Source organism: Bradyrhizobium sp., assembly GCF_030646015.1.
Lineage (GTDB): Bacteria > Pseudomonadota > Alphaproteobacteria > Rhizobiales > Xanthobacteraceae > Bradyrhizobium.
In genome coordinates this window covers 33,216-50,546 of sequence record NZ_JAUSLT010000128.1, presented here as the reverse complement: position 1 = coordinate 50,546, position 17,331 = coordinate 33,216, and the positions used below count along the sequence as shown (strand labels likewise).

13 protein-coding genes and 1 pseudogene are annotated in these 17,331 nt (G+C 64.6%); 5 read left to right on the top strand and 9 right to left on the bottom strand.

All coding sequences use genetic code 11. The features are described from left to right. Positions 1-22: 22 nt before the first annotated feature. Both Q7T45_RS19845 and Q7T45_RS19840 read right to left on the bottom strand, forming a co-directional pair. Positions 23-1,213 carry a YbfB/YjiJ family MFS transporter gene (locus Q7T45_RS19845; protein ID WP_304872887.1) on the bottom strand — a complete coding sequence of 397 codons (1,191 nt, stop codon included), beginning with the start codon at positions 1,211-1,213 and terminating at the stop codon, positions 23-25. A gap of 101 nt (positions 1,214-1,314) precedes the next feature. After that, positions 1,315-2,178, bottom strand: coding sequence for a DMT family transporter (locus Q7T45_RS19840; protein ID WP_304872886.1), 864 nt, complete (start codon positions 2,176-2,178; stop codon positions 1,315-1,317). A gap of 218 nt (positions 2,179-2,396) precedes the next feature. Here Q7T45_RS19840 and leuB point away from each other — a divergent pair, with 218 nt between their 5' ends. Beyond that, entirely contained in the window at positions 2,397-3,509 is a 1,113-nt protein-coding gene (leuB, locus tag Q7T45_RS19835; protein ID WP_304872884.1) for a 3-isopropylmalate dehydrogenase, read from the top strand. A 114-nt stretch (positions 3,510-3,623) separates the two neighbouring features. Here leuB and Q7T45_RS19830 read toward each other — a convergent pair whose 3' ends face one another. Continuing rightward, positions 3,624-4,004 carry a hypothetical protein gene (locus tag Q7T45_RS19830; RefSeq protein WP_304872883.1) on the bottom strand — a complete coding sequence of 127 codons (381 nt, stop codon included), beginning with the start codon at positions 4,002-4,004 and terminating at the stop codon, positions 3,624-3,626. A gap of 302 nt (positions 4,005-4,306) precedes the next feature. Continuing rightward, positions 4,307-5,011, bottom strand: coding sequence for a hypothetical protein (locus Q7T45_RS19825; protein WP_370691320.1), 705 nt, complete (start codon positions 5,009-5,011; stop codon positions 4,307-4,309). Between the two features lie 206 nt (positions 5,012-5,217). Here Q7T45_RS19825 and Q7T45_RS19820 point away from each other — a divergent pair, with 206 nt between their 5' ends. After that, a complete protein-coding gene (locus Q7T45_RS19820; protein ID WP_304872881.1) occupies positions 5,218-6,252 on the top strand; it encodes an aspartate-semialdehyde dehydrogenase in 1,035 nt (344 codons plus the stop codon). Positions 6,253-7,310: 1,058 nt separating this feature from the next. Here Q7T45_RS19820 and Q7T45_RS19815 read toward each other — a convergent pair. Then, positions 7,311-7,958 carry a carbonic anhydrase gene (locus Q7T45_RS19815; protein ID WP_304872879.1) on the bottom strand — a complete coding sequence of 216 codons (648 nt, stop codon included), beginning with the start codon at positions 7,956-7,958 and terminating at the stop codon, positions 7,311-7,313. A 98-nt stretch (positions 7,959-8,056) separates the two neighbouring features. Between Q7T45_RS19815 and Q7T45_RS19810 the strand changes: the two are divergent. Next, a pseudogene (locus tag Q7T45_RS19810) lies at positions 8,057-8,605 on the top strand (CoA ester lyase); the annotation flags it as partial. Between the two features lie 24 nt (positions 8,606-8,629). Here Q7T45_RS19810 and Q7T45_RS19805 read toward each other — a convergent pair. Both Q7T45_RS19805 and Q7T45_RS19800 read right to left on the bottom strand, forming a co-directional pair. Then, positions 8,630-10,324, bottom strand: a complete 1,695-nt coding sequence (locus Q7T45_RS19805; protein ID WP_304872878.1) for an AMP-binding protein — start codon at positions 10,322-10,324, stop codon at positions 8,630-8,632. A gap of 126 nt (positions 10,325-10,450) precedes the next feature. After that, entirely contained in the window at positions 10,451-11,650 is a 1,200-nt protein-coding gene (locus tag Q7T45_RS19800) for a serine hydrolase (RefSeq protein ID WP_304872877.1), read from the bottom strand. Positions 11,651-12,011: 361 nt separating this feature from the next. Between Q7T45_RS19800 and Q7T45_RS19795 the strand changes: the two genes are divergently transcribed. Together Q7T45_RS19795 and Q7T45_RS19790 are read left to right on the top strand one after the other, a co-directional pair. Beyond that, positions 12,012-12,332 carry a hypothetical protein gene (locus Q7T45_RS19795; RefSeq protein ID WP_304872876.1) on the top strand — a complete coding sequence of 107 codons (321 nt, stop codon included), beginning with the start codon at positions 12,012-12,014 and terminating at the stop codon, positions 12,330-12,332. An 85-nt stretch (positions 12,333-12,417) separates the two neighbouring features. Further along, complete coding sequence (locus Q7T45_RS19790; RefSeq protein WP_304872875.1) at positions 12,418-13,914, top strand: NAD-dependent succinate-semialdehyde dehydrogenase; 1,497 nt, start codon at positions 12,418-12,420, stop codon at positions 13,912-13,914. Positions 13,915-14,061: 147 nt separating this feature from the next. On the opposite strand, the gene Q7T45_RS19785 is transcribed toward Q7T45_RS19790, so the two are convergent. Continuing rightward, complete coding sequence (locus Q7T45_RS19785) at positions 14,062-16,260, bottom strand: SLC26A/SulP transporter family protein (RefSeq protein WP_304872874.1); 2,199 nt, start codon at positions 16,258-16,260, stop codon at positions 14,062-14,064. Positions 16,261-16,410: 150 nt separating this feature from the next. After that, a complete protein-coding gene (locus Q7T45_RS19780; protein ID WP_304872873.1) occupies positions 16,411-17,211 on the bottom strand; it encodes a crotonase/enoyl-CoA hydratase family protein in 801 nt (266 codons plus the stop codon). Positions 17,212-17,331: the final 120 nt, after the last annotated feature.

The window sequence follows — 17,331 nt, the reverse complement described above, 5'->3', positions numbered from 1 at the left end:
GCACAAAGCACCTTAGCCTGGCCTATGATTTGCGCGCCAGCCTGGGCTGAAACGCCGATGCCACCGCGCCGATTGCCAGCATCGCCGCCGAGACGTTCAACGCATAGGACAGGCTGCCCATGGCATCGGTGATGGCGCCGACCGCGATCGGCCCGAGGGTCTGGCCGATGCCGAAGGCGATGGTCATCGCCGCGATCGCGGTCGGCCAGGCGGCCGGCGGATAGTTGAGGCGCACGAAGGCGGTGGTCGATCCCACCACGGCAAAGAACGCGACGCCGAACACGAGCGCTGATATCGCCAGCAGCAGCGGCGAATGCCCGAAGATCGGCAACGCCGCGCCGATCGCGTTGACGCCGAGAATGATGGTGGTCGAGAGTCCGCCGCGGTCGAGCGCCAGCACGCGGCGCCACACCCAGGGTGTTGCGAAGGCGCTGAGGCCGATCAGGCTCCAGAACGCGCTCTGGGCCGCGGCACCGCCGCCGGCGTCGCGCACATAGGCGATCATGAAGGTCATGTAGGCGATGTAGCCGGCGCCGAACAGGAAGTAGCCGCCGAGATAGAGCAGCACCGGCCGGATCGCGAAGGGGGCCGTCGCCGCATCGGCGACGCCGGCATTGGTGTCGATCGGCGCCAGCAGCAGCGGAAAGGTCATGGCGGTGGCGAGCAATGTTAGCGCCCACCACACGATCCACCATGACCCCGGCCCGAACGCCTGCAGCACGTAAGGCGCGATCAGCCCGGATAACAGAATGCCGCTGCCAGGTCCGGCATAGAACAGGCTGAGCAGGAAATTGGCTCGCTCCGGCCGCGACTGCGCGATGGTCGCCGCCAGCGCGCCGCCACCGACGAATCCGAGCGCGGCGGCAAAACCGGCCAGTAACCGGGCAAAGCTCAAGACGACAAAATTGCCGGAGACGGCGCAGAGCGCCAGCGAGACCACGCAGGCCAGCGTTCCCCAGCGCACCGAAGCCGCCAGCCCAAAGCGCCGGATCAGGCGCGAGGCCAGCAGCGCGCCGGCGAGATAGCCCGCCGCATTGATGGTGTTCATGAAACCCGCGGCCGAATACGACCAGACCAGCGCGTCGCGCATGTCCGGCAGCACCAGCGCATAGGCGAAACGGCCGATGCCGAGACCGACCGTGGGCGCCAGCGACAGGATGAGAATCAGCCGCGCGGGATGCGCAGGGGCCGAGGGGCGGTCGGGGGCGTGCAAGGGGTTACTCCGGCTGGCCGGCATTCTGGCAGGCCAGGCGGCGGTTGCACAGGCACAGCCTGGCAATGGTGTCTTGCCGATCGCGCAACGCCGCTCCTGCTTTACCCGATCAGCACCAGGGCGACGCCCGCCACCGTCAGCGCGGTTCCGGCAAGGATCCGCCCCGTGATCAGCACCTGACGCAGCAGGATGGCGCTCAGCAGCACGGTCACCAGCGGATAGACCGCCACCAGCGGCGCCACCAGCGTAATCGGCCCGTGGCGCACGGCGGCAAACAGCGTCAGCGCGCTCAGGCCATTGAGAATCCCCGTGACGGCAAACCACAACCGGCCGGACCATGGCGCTGCGACCACAAAACTTCCCCGGCGGACGCGCTGAACGATCAGCACGACCAGCGACGACATGACGTAACCGATCAGGCAGGCCCACAGCGGGCTGGGCCAGACCTCGAGCCCGAGCTTGACCACCGGCGGGATGACGCCGCGCAGCACCGCGCCGCCGAGCGGCAGCAGCAGCGCCCAGGTCCGCCAGCTGCCGAAGTCGCGCGGGCGCGTCACGGTGATGATCACCGCACCGCTCACCGCGATGACGAGGCCCGCGAGCTGCAAGCCCCGCAGCGGTTCCTGCAGCACCATGATCGCCAGCGCCACCGCGAACAGCGGCGCGAGATTGCCCAGCGTCGAGGTGACCACAGGCCCCAGCGCCCGGTTGGATGCAAAGGTCATGAGGGTGAGCAGCGCCGGGAAAACCAGGCCGATGGCGGCGAAAATCGGCACCCCGCGCCACACCACGGGCTCGCCATACAGAAGCAGCGGCGACAGCAGCAGGAACAATAGCGTGAAGGCGGGAACACTGATCGCGGCGCCCGAGATCGGCTCGACGCTGCGCAACCCGAATTGCGTCGTGACCACGCCCGCGCCGAGACAGGCCGCGGACGCAAAGGCAAACAGGATGGCTGGGGTCATGAGGTCCGTCTTGGCGGTCCGTCTTGGGGCGGGCTTGCGCGCAATTGTCGCTGAAGCGTGCCGCCTTGCCAATCCGCCCCGCGCGCATTAGCACTCCCGCCGGACCTTCCTCCCTCGTCATTGCCGGGCTTGACCCGGCAATCCAGCGTTTTCCTGAGTGATGGATGCCCGGGTCAAGCCCGGGCATGACAAGCAACAAAGCCTCTGAGGTATCGACCATGGCGACCCACAAACTGCTGCTTCTCCCCGGCGACGGCATCGGCCCCGAAGTGATGGCGGAGGTGAAGCGCCTGATCGACTGGCTCGACGCGCAGGGCATCGCGCATTTTACGACCGAACCGGGCCTGGTCGGCGGCTCGGCCTATGACGCCAGCCAGCAGAGCATCACCGACGCCACGATGGCGATGGCGATGGCCGCCGATGCGGTGATTTTCGGCGCGGTCGGCGGTCCGAAGTGGGACAGCGTGCCCTATGACGCGCGGCCCGAGGCCGGGCTGTTGCGGCTGCGCAAGGACATGGCGCTGTTCGCCAATCTGCGCCCGGCGGTGTGCTATCCGGCGCTGGCGGACGCCTCCAGCCTGAAGCGCGAAGTGGTCGAGGGCCTCGACATCATGATCGTGCGCGAGCTCACCGGCGGGGTCTATTTCGGCGAGCCCAAAACCATCACCGATCTCGGCAACGGCCAGAAGCGCGCCATCGATACGCAAGTGTATGACACCTACGAGATCGAGCGCATCGCCCGGGTCGCGTTCGATCTGGCGCGAAAACGCCGCAACAAGCTGACCTCGATGGAAAAGCGCAACGTCATGAAGTCGGGCGTGCTCTGGAACGAAGTGGTCACCCAGGTGCATGCGCGCGAATACAAGGACGTGCAGCTCGAGCACCAGCTGGCCGATTCCGGCGGCATGAACCTCGTCAAATGGCCGAAGCAGTTCGACGTCATCGTGACCGACAACCTGTTCGGCGACATGCTCAGCGATATCGCGGCGATGCTGACGGGCTCGCTCGGCATGCTGCCCTCGGCGTCGCTCGGCGAGATCGACGTCAAGACCAAAAAGCGCCGCTCGCTGTTCGAGCCGGTGCACGGCTCGGCGCCGGACATCGCCGGCACCGGCGCCGCCAATCCGATCGCGATGATCGCCTCATTCGGAATGGCGTTGCGCTATTCGTTCGACATGGGCGAACTGGCCGACAAGCTCGATGCCGCGATCGCGGCGGTATTGGCAAAAGGCCTGCGCACCGCCGACATCAAGTCGGAAGGCACCATTGCGGTGAATACGACCGAGATGGGCGAGGCGATCCTGAAAGAGCTGCAGGCGCTGCACGCTTAGGCGCAGCGAATCCGTAGGGTGGGCAAAGCGCGAGCGTGCCCACCATCAACTCGATCCTGTTTTGAATGGTGGGCACGGCGCAAAAGCGCCTTTGCCCACCCTAAATTTTCGCAATCAATACAGCGGGAAGCGCTGCGGATAGCCACCCATGTCCGACGGCGGGTTCAGCGGGTGCCGGTCGATCGGGCGGTTCAGGTTCTCGCGGGCGAACGAGGGGTAGCCGAGCGCCGGCGGGAATGCGTAGTCCTGGAACTTGCGGTCGCCGGGCAGCACTTCGGTGCCGGCGTCGAGCCAGGAGCGCGTGGTGACGTAGACGCGCGTGCGCGGGCCCTGCTGGTAGGAACGGTTCGGGCCCTGCTTGCCGTAATAGGGCCGGCCGTCGCGGTCGTATCGGGTCTGGGCATCAGCCGGAGCGACGCCAAAGCTGATCGCGACGACGGCGGCTGCGGCAAGCAACGCCGCGAGCTTGGTCGCGGCAGGGAATTTCAGGGTCATCAGGTCCTCACGGGCGGCCGGACCGCCATATCCGATTTGCAGCCATCTTAGCTGCACCGGGTATATCGTCGCTAGGTCAATTGGGCCACACCACATCACAATAATGCAGAGGTGACCGAAAAAGTTTCATAAAAACCAAAGCCTTGGGCTTTCTGCTCCCCTCCTCCCACGCGCCTCTTGCGCGTGGTGGGGAGGGGTCGGGGGTGGGGGGTCTATCGGCGTATTCGATTGCCAGCGAGTTTGCTAAGCGCCCCCCACCCCCGGCCGCTCCCCACCGCTACGCGGGAGGAGGGGAGAAGAAGCTAGAGCCGGCCGCGCAGCAGCGGGTTTTGCGCGGCGGTGACCCAATCGGCCGATGTGGCTGAGGTGGCGCTGGCACAGGTGCTGCGCTTGAGTTCGGCGCGGGCGAACAATTCGGCCAGTTTCGGGTCATTTACGGCCGTCAGCAGCATCAGCCGGTTCAGCATGCAGGAGATCGCGACGCGCCGCGCCGGCAGGGCCTCCCCCTGGCAGGACCAGCCGGAGATCTGCAGGCCGGGTTCGTCGATACGCCTGACGAAGCCAAGGCAGGCGCGCGCGTCGTCGGCGAGGCGGAGCAGCGTCACATGGCCGAATTTGCTGTCGATGACACCGGCGGCCTCGATATCGGATGGGTCCTGAGCCCCCATGCGCTCGGCCAGGTCGGCCGTGACGGGTCCGGATTGGCCCAGTTCTGCGCCGAAACGATAGATTTCGAGCTCGGCTGCCGGCCATATGCCGGGGGGGCCCCAGCGGAAGACATCCTTGCGGCCACCCCCGGGATGCCGAAGAATCTCGTAAGACTCTGTCTTATCTGACGAATCGGTCCGGCTGACGGCAAACGCCGGGTGCGCGCGCGCAGCCACGTCCCAGCCCGTCTGTGCCAATGGTTCGGCGTCGGCGATCTCGGGCAATCGGTCCCACAGATGAACACCGACGATGGCAAGCAGCGCCAGCGTCCCCACATAGGCCATCAGACGCGCCAGCATGCCGCAACATTCATCGGCAAAGCTGGTCAGCGCCGGATGTATCCTGGTCGAGTAATATGAGTTGGCAGGGGAAGCCAAAAACGATTGCATCAAACGCCCGGACAAACGGTGTAACGTTGTATTGAGGGCGTTTCTCGCATAGAAGCGCTGCCTCTTCCCTTTCCGCCTCGGGCGGAGGGTGAGCATTTTTCGTCGGAGAGTGAACGATGGGTTACAAAGTCGCGCTGGTCGGAGCGACCGGCAATGTCGGGCGGGAAATGCTCAACATTCTGGACGAACGCAAATTCCCGGCTGACGAGGTGGTGGCGCTGGCCTCACGCCGCAGCATGGGCGTCGAAGTGTCCTATGGCGACCGCACCCTGAAGTGCAAGGCGCTGGAGCATTTCGATTTCTCTGACGTCGATATCTGCCTGATGTCGGCGGGTGGTGCGGTGTCGAAGGAATGGTCGCCGAAGATCGGCGCCGCCGGTGCCGTCGTGATCGACAATTCCTCGGCGTGGCGGATGGATCCGGACGTGCCGCTGATCGTGCCCGAGGTCAACGCGGATGCGGTGGCGGGCTTCACCAAGAAGAACATCATCGCCAACCCGAACTGCTCGACCGCGCAGCTCGTGGTCGCGCTGAAGCCGCTGCACGATCGCGCCGTCATCAAGCGCGTCGTGGTCTCGACCTATCAATCGGTGTCGGGCGCCGGCAAGGACGCCATGGACGAATTGTTTTCGCAGACCAAGGCGGTCTACACCAACAGCGAACTGATCAACAAGAAATTCCCCAAGCGTATCGCCTTCAACGTGATCCCCGAGATCGACGTGTTCATGGAGGACGGCTACACCAAGGAAGAGTGGAAGATGATGATGGAGACCAAGAAGATTCTTGATCCCAAAATCAAGCTGACCGCTACCTGCGTTCGGGTGCCGGTGTTCGTCGGCCATTCCGAAGCCGTCACCATCGAATTCGAAAACCCGATCTCGGCCGACGAGGCGCGCGACATCCTGCGCAACGCGCCGGGCTGCCTCGTGATCGACAAGCACGAACCGGGCGGCTACGTCACGCCCTATGAAGCCGCCGGCGAGGACGCCACCTATATCAGCCGCATCCGCACCGATCCCACGGTGGAGAACGGCCTCGTGCTGTGGTGCGTGTCGGACAATCTGCGCAAGGGCGCGGCGCTGAACGCGGTCCAGATCGCCGAATGCCTGATCAACCGCAAGCTGATCAGCGCGAAGAAGAAGGCCGCGTAGTCCGCAGGGTGGGCAAAGGCGCATTTGCGCCGTGCCCACCAGCAATTGCCGCGGCATGGAAAGACGATGGGCACGGCGCGAGAGCGCGCCTTTCCCGTCCTGCCAGGTGACGGAACGACCCGACGGGCAAATCACTTCGGTTTATCAGAAACAAAAGTCAAGCCCGGAAATCAAAAATATTCCGCTTAACATGTCGGGCAAATCACCTTTAGTGATTCGCCCGTCCCGCCCGAACGAGGGGCGTGCGCACGTCACGAACGCGCGGCGGGATGCGATGGACGCGACAGCGTCGGGCGCGCAAGGGATTGCAGGGCGGTTTTCCCCGTGAGCGATCGTCCGGCGCGCGGACGAACGGCGCTGAAAAACCGCCTTCGACGAAACTCGCCGGATAGGGACGAGGTCCGGCGAGAGCTTTGGCGAGGCGGGCGTGGACGGCGAAGTCGTGTTGGCCTGACGCCCCGACGCTGGCGTCAAGTCCCGTGGAGATGTTTCGAGCCCAACCGGGCTTCGCAGGCATCATCAATCCGCAGGGCGATGGTGGCAAGAAAGCCCGGTCACCAGGGTGATCACGTATAAGCCGTAAACCGTTGCGCGGGGAAAGCCGGATGATCCGGTTGCCCTGTGGTCTACTCGTGCGCTTCTTGTGCACGACCGCGGGTGCGATCGGCGCCCGGCTTTCCCCGCGCCCTCTCTTCTTTGCAGAGGGCGAAACTGAAGCAAGCCTCGGGCGCTTCGCGCCGCGGGAGCCAGACGCATGTCTTGCAATGCCCTCCGCTGTCATCGCCCGCGCAGGCGGGCGATCCAGTATTCCAGAGACGCCAGCGATGGAGCCGAAAAGCCGCGGCTTACTGGATCCCCCGCCTGCGCGGGGGATGACGGTCACTGGGTGGGGCGCATGGCGCCGCGGGAATGCGGACGTGTATCCGCGAGATGTTTGAAATGTGAATGCGACGTTTCAACCGTCATTGCGAGGAGGCGTTAGCCACGACGCAATCCATGCCTCAGCGAGCGGATAGATGGATTTCGTCGCTGACGCTCGCAATGACGATGCCAGCGCCTCACTCCGCCGCTTGATTCCCCACGCTGCGAAATTCCTTCGCTTCCTGATCGAGCAGGAACAGCGAGCCCTCGGCGACGCCGAAATAGGCGCCGTGCAGGTGCAGCCCGCCGCGTTCCACCAGCGTCCGCACGAACGGAAACGTCATCAGGTTCTCCAGGCTGCGATGGATCGCGGCCTTTTCGATCCGGATGGTGAAGTCCTGCCTCGATTCCTGGTCCCGTTGCTCGACCACTTCGCCCGGCTTGACGAACATCGCCATCCACCGGCCGATGAAATCGCCGGGTGAGAGGGGCTCGATGTCGTCGATGAAGGCCCGGATGCCGCCGCATTGGGCATGGCCGAGCACGACGACGTGCTGGATGCGCAGCACGTTGACCGCGTATTCCAGCGCCGCCGAGACGCCGTGGGCGCCGCCGTCGGGCTGATAGACCGGCACCAGATTGGCGACGTTGCGCACCACGAACAATTCGCCGGGACCGGCATCGAAGATCACTTCGGGCGATACCCGGGAATCGCAGCAGCCGATCACCATCACCGCGGGCGACTGGCCGCGCTCGGACAGTTCGCGGTAGCGCGTCTGTTCGGTCGGCAGCCGTTGCGAGGTGAAGTTCCGGTAGCCCTCGAGCAGATTTTTCGGGAATGACATGCGAGTTGCTAACCATATGGCGCAGGCCGGAACAAGCCTTTCGGTGGCCCTGCTGAAATGTTATCGCGGGGGGCTCAAGAACGCCAAGGGAACCCGCCATGATCCGTCCGCGCCGCAGCCTGCTGTTCATGCCGGGATCAAATGCGCGGGCGCTGGAAAAGGCCCGCAATCTCCACGCCGACGGCCTCATCCTCGATCTCGAGGATTCGGTTGCGCCCGACGCCAAGGCGGTGGCGCGCGACCAGATCGCCGCGGCGGTCGCCGCCAGAGGGTTCGGCAAGCGCGAGGTGCTGATCCGCGTCAATGCGCTGGATTCGCCGTGGTGGATCGATGACGTCGCGATGGCCGGCAAGGCGCGGCCGGACGGCATTCTGGTGCCGAAGATTTCCAGCGTCGAGGATCTCAACACCATCGCGGATCGCCTCAGCGATATCAACGCCGATATGTCGATCCGGGTCTGGGCCATGATCGAGACGTCGCGCGCGGTGCTGCATGCCGAACAGCTCGCCGCCGCCGCGCGCGAGGTGCGGCTCGCCGGCTTCGTGTTCGGGCCGAACGATATTTCGCGCGAGACGCGGATCCGGATGCTGCCGGGCCGCGCGGCGATGATCCCGATGATCACGCATATCCACGTCATTGCGAGGAGCGCTTGCGACGAAGCAATGACGGACTCACGCCGTCTTCGCCGCCTTCAGCCCCAGCTTCGCCTCCACCGTCTCGCGCATCAAAAACTTCTGCACCTTGCCGGTCACCGTCATCGGAAACTCCTCGACGAATTCGACGTAGCGCGGGATCTTGTTGTGGGCGATCTGGCCCTGGCAGAAGGCGCGGACCTCGTCCGCTGTCAGCGCCTCGCCGGGGCGCACCCTGATCCAGGCGCACAGTTCCTCGCCGTAGCGGGCGTCGGCGACGCCGAAGATCTGCACGTCCTGGATTTTGGGGTGGCGGTAGAGATATTCCTCGATCTCGCGCGGATAGAGGTTGTCGCCGCCGCGGATCACCATGTCCTTGATGCGGCCGACGATGTTGCAATAGCCCTCGGCATCGATGATGGCGATATCGCCGGTGTGCATCCAGCCGCTCGCGTCCAGCACCTCGGCAGTCTTCTCGGGCTCGTCCCAATAGCCCAGCATGACGCTGTAGCCGCGGGTGCAGAGTTCGCCGCGCTCACCGCGCGGTACGATGCGGCCCTCGCGATCGACCACCTTGACCTCGACATGCGGATGAATGCGCCCGACGGTGGAGACCCTGCGCTCCAGCGGATCGTCGGTGGCGCTCTGGAAACTGACCGGGCTGGTCTCGGTCATGCCGTAGGCGATGGTGACGTCGCGCATGTTCATCTGCTCGTTGACGCGCCGCATCACCTCGATCGGGCAGGGCGCGCCGGCCATGATGCCGGTGCGCAGCGATTTGAGGTCGAACTTTGCAAAGTCGGGATGGTCGAGCTCAGCAATGAACATGGTGGGCACGCCGTACAGCGCGGTGCATTTCTCCCGCTCGACGGTCTGCAGCGTCGCCAAGGGATCAAAACCCTCGCCGGGATAGACCATGGCGGCGCCCGAGGTGACGGAGGCCAGATTGCCCATCACCATGCCAAAGCAGTGATAGAGCGGCACCGGAATGCAGATGCGGTCGGCCTCGGTGAGGCGCATGGCGCGGCCGACGAAATAGCCGTTGTTGAGGATATTGTGGTGCGTCAGCGTGACGCCTTTGGGCGATCCCGTGGTGCCGCTGGTGAACTGGATGTTGACGGCATCGTCGAACTGCAGGGTCCTGGCGAGGCTTGCGAGTTCGTCGCGGTGGCGCGCGCCACCCATGCCGGCGACGGCGTCGAACGGTATGGTGCCTGATGCGGCCGGGCCACCGATCTGGATCACCGCGCGCAATTGCGGCAGCCGCGCCGCCTGCAGCTCGCCCGGTGTTGCCGTCGCCAGTTCCGGCAGCAGCGTATTCAGCATTCCCATGTAGTCGGAGGTCTTGAACGCGGTCGCCGTCACCAGCGCGGCGCAGCCGACTTTTGCCACTGCGAATTCGAGTTCGCTGAGGCGATAGGCCGGATTAATGGTGACGAGCACGAGGCCGGCCTTGGCGGCGGCAAACTGCGTCAGCGTCCATTCCGGCCGGTTCAGCGACCACACCCCGATGCGGGCGCCGCGTTCCATTCCCAGCGCAAGAAAGCCCGCCGCCAGCGCATCGACCCGCTCGGCCAGTTCCTTCCACGTCCATCGGACGTCATGGCTCGGCGACACCAGCGCCTCGCGCCCGGCCCAGCGCCGCGCCGCCTGATCCAGCGTGCGCCCGATGGTATCGCCCAGCAACGGCGCATCGGCGACGCCGCACACGTAGCTATCGGCTGTTTCAGTCAAGTCGGTCTCTCCATGCGCCGAAGGGCGCTCATGTCCATCAACGTCATTGCGAGGAGCGTAGCGACGAAGCAATCCATCGCGCCAAAAAGCAAGAATGGATTGCTTCGCTTCGCAATGACGGCTCGCCTACGCCGCGCGCTGCGCCGCATCCAGCCCGGCATAGACGCCGCGCTCGAGGCCCGCAAAAGCTTCCAGGCACTTTTGGTCGGCGAACGGCAGCACCTGCATCAGGATCACGCCGGCGACGTTACGCGCCGGATCGATCCAGAAATAGGTGTTGGCAAGGCCGGCCCAGGCCAGGCTGCCGGGGCTGCGGCCTTCCGGCGTCTTGCCGGTATTGATCAGGAAGCTGAGCCCCCATTTCTTGTCCATGCCGGGATAGAGGTCGACATCGTTGGTGTAGGCAGGCGCCACCGAAATCATCTTGCCGACGTTGAGGTCGCCGATGTGATTCTGGCTCATCAGCGCGACGGTCTCGGGCTTCAGCACCTGGTTGCCGTTGCCCTTACCCTTGTTGAGAATCATCTGGGTGAATTTGATGTAGTCGCCGGCCGTGCCGTACAGGCCGCCGCCGCCCATGTGGAATTCCGGATTCTGCTCCAGTTCGAACGGGATCGCGGCCAGCTTGCCGTCCTCGCCGCGGGCGTGCATGCCGACCAGCCGCTTGCGCTGGGCGTCGCCGATCTTGAACGCGGTGTCGCTCATGCCGAGCGGCGCCAGCAGGTGGTCGCGCAGATAGGCATCGAGCTTCTTGCCGCTGACGGCTTCCACCGCCTTGCCGACAAAGTCGATGTTGGTGCCGTATTCCCAGCGCGTGCCCGGGTCGCTCGCGAGCGGCGTCTTCAGCGCGGCGTTCTGGCAGGTGGTGATGGCGGGAATGCCGGCCTTCTCCAGATAGGTCGCCATGTCGCCGTTCCACATATTGTAGACGAAGCCGGCGGTGTGGGTCATGAGCTGGCGCAGCGTGATCGGCCTCTTCGCCGGCCGCAGTTTTGGTTCGCCGCTGGCGTCAAAGCCTTCCAGCACCTGCGGCGAGGCGAGATCGGGCAGGATCTTGCCGATGGGGTCGTCGAGCGAGAGCTTGCCCTGTTCGACCAGCTGCATGCCTGCCGCCGTGGTGATCGCCTTGGTCATCGACGCGATCCAGAACACGCTGTCGGTGGTCATGGCGTTATCCTTGGCGTCGTCCTTGGCCAGGTCGCGTTTGCCGAACGCGCCCTGGTAGATCACCTCGTTGCCGTTGGCCGCCATCGCGACCACGCCGGGAATTTCGCCGGCGTCGCATTTCTGCCGCAGTACCTGATCGATCTGAGCCTGGCTCTGCATGGGTCACCTCCCGATGTATTTTTTTGAAGTCGCCGATCATCCTCCCGCCGCCCGTTTCCCGCAAGCGTGCGCCGCGCACCGGGACGGGGATCGCGCGCTCGTGATGATGGCGGGTGTGACAAGCCATCGGCGGTGGCCCATAAGCATGCGGGAGGGGCCGAACGGCAACACAAGGTCAGATTTTACGGTGGACGGGTTGCAATTCCGATGACCGCCCCTGATATCCGCGATATGTTGAAAAGACACTGCGCCGCGGAACTTTTTGACGACAAAGTGTTTGAAATGCAGCGGAATTTGATGCTGTCAGCCGCCCATTTTGATGCAATTGGGTGCGACTTTTCCTAGATACGAGGGGGCGAAGATGATCTCGACCTGGAGCGAATGGAAGCGGTATCCCCGGGCCGGGCGCGGCGAGAATATCGAGGCGCCGATCACCCCGGGCATCTATGAAGTCCGCGTGGCCGGTACCGGCGCGCTGCACTCGTTCGGCGCGGTCGACAATGTCGCACAGGCACTGGCGCTGCTGACCGTCGGTTCAAAATCATGGTTCGGGCGCCGTGATCCGGACAAACTGCCGGATCTCGAATACCGCACCTGCGCAACCTCCTCCAAGGCCGCCGCCAAGGCCGCCGCGGAGCGCATGATCGGCCGCCGCGAAACCTATATGAGCGGCGCGGCCTGAATCGTTGCGATGGCCGTTGATGCATCCCGGTCCGTTTGCGCCTATATTCGGCTCCAAGGCCAAAAGCATCCCAAGGAGCAACGCCATGACCCCGACCGCCGCCGCAGCCCGTTCCACATCCTCCACGCCATCGTTGCGCGACCGCCTGAAGGACCCTTCGCTTCTGCGCGAGCAGTGCTACATCGATGGCGCCTGGACCGGCACCCCGGCCAATCCCGTGACCAATCCGGTCAACGGCGTCGAATTGGCAAAGGTGCCGAAGCTGAGCACCGCGGAAGCCACGCTGGCCGTCGAAGCCGCCGAGCGCGCGTTTCCGGCCTGGGCCAAATTCACCGCCAAGCAGCGCTCCAATATCCTGCGCAAATGGTTCGACCTGATCATCGCCAACCGCGAGGACCTCGCGCTGATCCTCACCTCCGAGCAGGGCAAGCCGCTCGCGGAAGCGCTGGGCGAAGTCGACATCGGCGGCGCCTATGTCGAGTTCTTCGCCGAGGAGGCGCGGCGCGTCTATGGCGAAACCATTCCGACGCAGCGGGCTGATGCGCGGCTGCTGGCGATCAAGCAGCCGATCGGCGTTTGCGGCGCGATCACGCCGTGGAATTTTCCCTGCTCGATGATCACCCGGAAAGTCTCGCCGGCGCTGGCCGCCGGCTGTACCGTGGTGCTGAAGCCCGCCAATGAGACCCCGCTCACGGCGCTGGCGCTGGTGGCGCTGGCGGAGAAGGCCGGCGTGCCCAAGGGCGTGTTCAACATCCTCACCGGCAATTCCTCCGCGATCGGCAAGGTGCTGTGCGAACATCCCGCGGTGCGCTTCGTCGGCTTTACGGGTTCGACCGAGGTCGGAAAGATCCTGTATCAGCAGGCGGCGGTCGGCGTGAAGAAGCTCGGGCTCGAGCTCGGCGGCAACGCGCCGTTCGTGGTGTTCGACGATGCCGATATCGACGCCGCGGTGGATGGCGCCATGGTCTCGAAATACCGCAACATGGGCCAGACCTGCGTCTGCGCCAACCGCCTCTATGCGCAGGAAGGGATCTACGACCAGTTCGTCGAAAAGCTGTCGAAGAAAGTAGCTGCCATGAAGATCGGCGACGGCACCGAGGCGGGTGTGACGCAGGGCCCGCTGATCAACATGGACGCGATCGACAAGGTTGAGAAGCACATTGCCGATGCGGTCAAGGGCGGTGCGAAGATCGTCACCGGCGGCAAGCGCCACGCGCTCGGCGGCAGTTTCTTCGAACCGACGGTGCTGTCCAATGTCGCGCCCGACGCGCTGGTGGCGCATGAAGAAACCTTCGGGCCGCTGGCGCCGGTGTTCCGCTTCAAGGACGAGGCCGACGTCATCGCGATGTGCAACGCCTCGCCGTTCGGTCTGGCGTCGTATTTCTATTCGCGCGATCTCGGCCGGGTCTGGCGGGTCGCCGAAGCCCTGGAGTCCGGCATGGTCGGCGTCAACACCGGCCTGATCACCACCGAGGTCGCCCCCTTCGGCGGCGTCAAGGAATCAGGCCTCGGCCGCGAAGGTTCGCATCACGGCATGGAAGAATATGTCGAGATCAAATACGTGATGATGGCGGGGATTTAGGCGCCGCGGAGCAGAGCACTCGTAGCCCGGATGGCGCTGACGGTCGGCGCAAAGCGCCGCCCGTTTGCGTAATCCGGGGCGGATGTGAGACGGGCCCCGGATTTCGCAAGTGCTCCATCCGGGCTACGGGCTCTATCCGCAGCGCGCTCAGCGCCGCAACACCGCGATCATTCGATTGGCGAAGGTCAGTCGCTCGGCCATGACCGAGACGAAATAGGTCAGGAGCTTCTGGCCGAGCGCGGGATCGTCGGCCTTGATGGCCTCGAATTGCTGGGCCTCCAGCACGTAGAGAATGCTGGCGACTTCGGCCTGGATCGTGGCGTTGCGTGGCGCGCGCGAGACGAGGCCCATTTCTCCGATGGTGGTGTAACGGCCGAGGCTTCGCACCCTTGTGGTGCGGCCTTGATCCGCCGGGACCATGATCCCGACGCGCCCATCCAGGATGAAATGCATGGAGTCGGCGGCATCGCCGGCGCGAACGATGGTTTCGCCGGCGTCGACCTCGATACGCTGGCAGCGGTGAATCAATGAAGCCGCGTCCTGCTCGGTGCCCAGAATCTGGGTGAACCAGTCGCGCAAGGAGGCTTCTTCCTTCGCGAGGTCCTGATGCTGCGCAATGATCTCGTTCTCGCACCACTCCAGCGCGTGATCCAGTTCCGGCACGATGCTGACCTCGTCCGAAATGAATCCGCTGGACCGCAGCGCTTTTTGCGCCGCCGGCGAAAGGTGCACCAGCACCGGCCTGATGCCGAGATCGAGCGCGGCGCGCTTGATCTGCGCAAAACTGTACGCGGCCGACGAATCGATGCCGGTGACGAGCTTGAAGTCGAACACCAGAAACCGGCATTCCGGATGACGCGCCAGCAGCGCCTTGACATGCTGGTACAGCCGGTTGGCCGAACCGAAGAACAAATAGCTCTGCAGGTTCAGGCCTTGGATTTTCCGGCCATGCGCGGCAAGCAAGGCCTGATCGTCGCGCGAGCGGTCCAGCGAACTGCGGTACTCGGAGCCGTCGAAACTGAACTTGATCGAAGCGATGCGCGATGCGCTCAGTGCGAAAGTCGCGCAACCGATCACGATGCCGATCAGAACGCCGGGGACGAAACCCCATTGCAGGATGATGACGATGATCGCCAGCAACGACACATACTCGGTCTTCGATAGCCGTCGCCGCGACTGCACGATCCATTTGTGCAGCTGATCCGCGCCCAGATAGATCAGGAGGCCGCCGAGGACGAATTTCGGCATGTAGCCGAGCAGCATCGGGGCCGCCCCCAGCATCAGCACGGAGACCGCGGCAACGATCAGGCCGGAGAGGCGGCCGGTGCCGCCGCCGTTGAAATTGAGCAGGGTTCGGCTGAATGAAATGCAGCCGGCAAAGCCGCCGGCCGCGCCCGACAGGATGTTGGCGATGCCGGTGACGTTCAGCTCCCGTTCCAGATCGGCCTCGCGATGCACCGCGACTTCGATGCCGGTGGTGTTGAACAATGCGCTGGTCGCGGTGACGAAGACGACGGCGATCAAATTGCCCAGCAGATCCGGCAAGGCATACCATGGATAATGGCCAATCTCCGTGGAACTCCACGGCAGCATGAAGGTCACCTGCGGGGGCGCCTGAAAGGTCCAGCCCCATGCCTGCGCCTCTGCCAGCGAGATCCCGGCGATCCAGAACACCGCATGGGCGGCGATTATCCCGCCAATCAAAATCAACGGCAATCCAAACGGACTGCGCGAGCGGTGCCAGGTCAGATAAAGGATCACTGCCATGGCACAGGCAGCGCCCAGTTCGGACAGCACCAGCATGTTGATGAACCCATCGAGCGTCGCGAATTGAAGGCGCTGGCCGGTGATGACTTCGACGGCACCCAGAACGATCAGGCAGCCGGTGGCGCCGAGGAAACCGCCGACCACCGGGTAAGGCACGTAACGGATCGCACGGCCCATCCGCGTCACGCCGAAGCCGCACAGCACGATGCCGGTGGCGATGGCCGAAACTGCCAGCGTGATGAGAACCGGGGCGAGCAGGGGGGTCGACGGGTCGACCGCGATCATCCGTTCGACCAGCGATGAAGCCAGTATTCCGTTTATCGCCGCGGTCGACGTATCCACGCCACCGACCGCGAAGCGCAACGAACTTCCGAGTGCCAGGACGACAGCGAGAATCGTCGATGAAATGAAGATGGCTGCAACGCCGTAGGACAGATACGGCGACAGCGGTCCTGAGAAGATCAGCAGCGCGTAGGACAGCCCGAACGTAACGGTCAAAACGCTGGCGGCGCTGCCGCCGAGAACATCATTGAACGCGGCCCGTGCCCTCGGACCGAAACTTGAAGAAAGATTGACCACGCGCGGATGTGTCCCTGCCACCGACCATCAGTGGTAGACGACCGCGGCGCGGGGGGACAACAACATTTTTATGACAGATCGAAGCCGCGATGGAAGTCGTGCGAGCAATCGATCAGCAGCCGTTCCGGCGAGCGCTTGGCCGATGGCCAGTCAGTCCGGTTTGCCTCCAAATGCACCGTGCCGTCCGACGCCGGAGGCAAAGCGCGCCGCGCCGGACAGTGTTTCGCCCGAGGCGATGACCGCAAGACCGCCGCGCATTTCGTTGGCGATGGCGGCTTCCTCTTCGAGGTCCCACTGCTGCAGCGCCGACAGCCGGTCGGCGCGCAGGCAGGTTTGCGGAAAGGCCGCGATCTCCCTCGCCAGCGCAATCGCCTGTGCGCGGGTTTCGCCTTTGGGCACCAGGCGATTGGCAAGGCCCATGCGCAGCGCCTCGGCTCCGCCGACCGGGCGTCCGGTCAGAATGAGATCGATCGCCTGCGAATGCCCGATCAGCCGCGGCAGCCGGATGGTGCCGAGATCGATCAGCGGCACGCCGAAACGGCGGCAGAAGATGCCGAAGGTGGCGTCCTCGGCGACCACGCGCATGTCGGCCCACAGCGCCAGCTCCATGCCGCCGGCCACCGCGAAACCTTCCACCGCCGCGATCACGGGCTTTGTCAGCCGCAGCCGGCTCGGGCCCATCGGGGCGATCGAATCGTGGCCGCCGATCTCCCGCTTCTTGTTGGGATCGCCCGATGCCACCGCCTTGAGGTCGGCGCCGGCGCAGAAATGACCGCCGGTGCCGGTGAACACCGCGACCGATGCCTCGGCGTCAGCGTCGAACGCGAGGAAGGCATCGAACAGCTTTCGCGCGGTGGCGCCATCGACGGCATTGCGGCAATGCGGGCGATTGATGGAGACGATGGTCACCGGTCCATCGCGTTCCACCAGAACTGTCTCGGTGTCGGTCATGGCTTGCTCCCCTGAACAAAACTGGAGTTTGGCAAGGTGACCGCTACAATCAACACTGTCATCGCCCGGCTCCGACCGGGCGACCCAGTACGCTGCGGCCTCTCGGTTCTATCTCAAACG